The organism is Bradyrhizobium sp. (assembly GCF_016462955.1).
GTDB lineage: Bacteria > Pseudomonadota > Alphaproteobacteria > Rhizobiales > Xanthobacteraceae > Bradyrhizobium.
The window spans coordinates 1-882 of the sequence record NZ_JAEMSD010000884.1 but is presented as its reverse complement, the minus strand read 5'-3'; the positions used below and the strand labels follow the sequence as shown (position 1 = coordinate 882).

The 882-nt window shown below is 65.3% G+C and carries 1 pseudogene; it reads left to right on the top strand.

Features of this window, described 5'->3' with window-relative positions:
- Positions 1-680, top strand: a pseudogene (locus tag JHD07_RS39525) (methyl-accepting chemotaxis protein); the annotation flags it as partial.
- Positions 681-882 lie beyond the last annotated feature (202 nt).

Sequence of the window (882 nt, the reverse complement as noted above, 5' to 3'; positions counted from 1 at the left end):
GGCTTGCACCGCAGGCGACGATCGAGGGCAGCCTGGAGGACATCGGGGCCTGCCGCCTGCGCGTGGTCGAGCAATCCAAGGCCGGCGCTCGTACGCAATTCGTTGCTGCCACCGCCGCGCTCAACGAAAGGATCGAGGACAAGCTCTGGTCGATCCATGAGGAGAACACCGAGTCCGTCACCCGCGCCATGGAGGCGGGCACTGCGCTGACGAAGATCTTCGAGCAGGCGGTCGCGCGCGGCGAGGTCAAGCTGGAGGACCTGTTCGACACGGACTATGTGGAAATTGCCGGAACCGATCCGCAGCAATATCGCACGAAGTATCTGGACTGGGCCGACCGCGCGCTGCCGCCGTTCCAGGAAGCCTTCCTGGCCAAGGACAAACGCCTGGCGTTCTGCGCCATGGTCGACCGCAACGGCTTCCTGCCGGTTCACAACAAGATCTATTCGCATCCGCAGCGGCCGGGCGACGTCGCCTGGAACACAGCCAACAGCCGCAACCGGCGCATCTTCAACGATCCGGCGGGGCTGGCTGCCGCCCGCAACCTGCGCTCGTACCTGGTCCAGAGCTATGCGCGCGACATGGGCAACGGCAACACCGTGATGATGCGCGAGATCGACGTCCCGATCCGCGTGCAGGGCCGGCACTGGGGCGGATTCCGCACCGCCTACAAGCTGTAGTGCACGCTCAGGCAAGACGGCGGCGGCGAATCATCCTCTAAGTCGCAAATGGAATGCGAATGCCGCGGAGGGCCGGCGAACGGCTCTGACGGGAGGAAGCCGAAGACATGTCCGCCGCACAGCTTGCAGTATTGGACACCGCATCCAGCAGGACGCTCGCCGAACGGCTGATCGACCAGCTCGCCGACCGCATCGGCGGCCT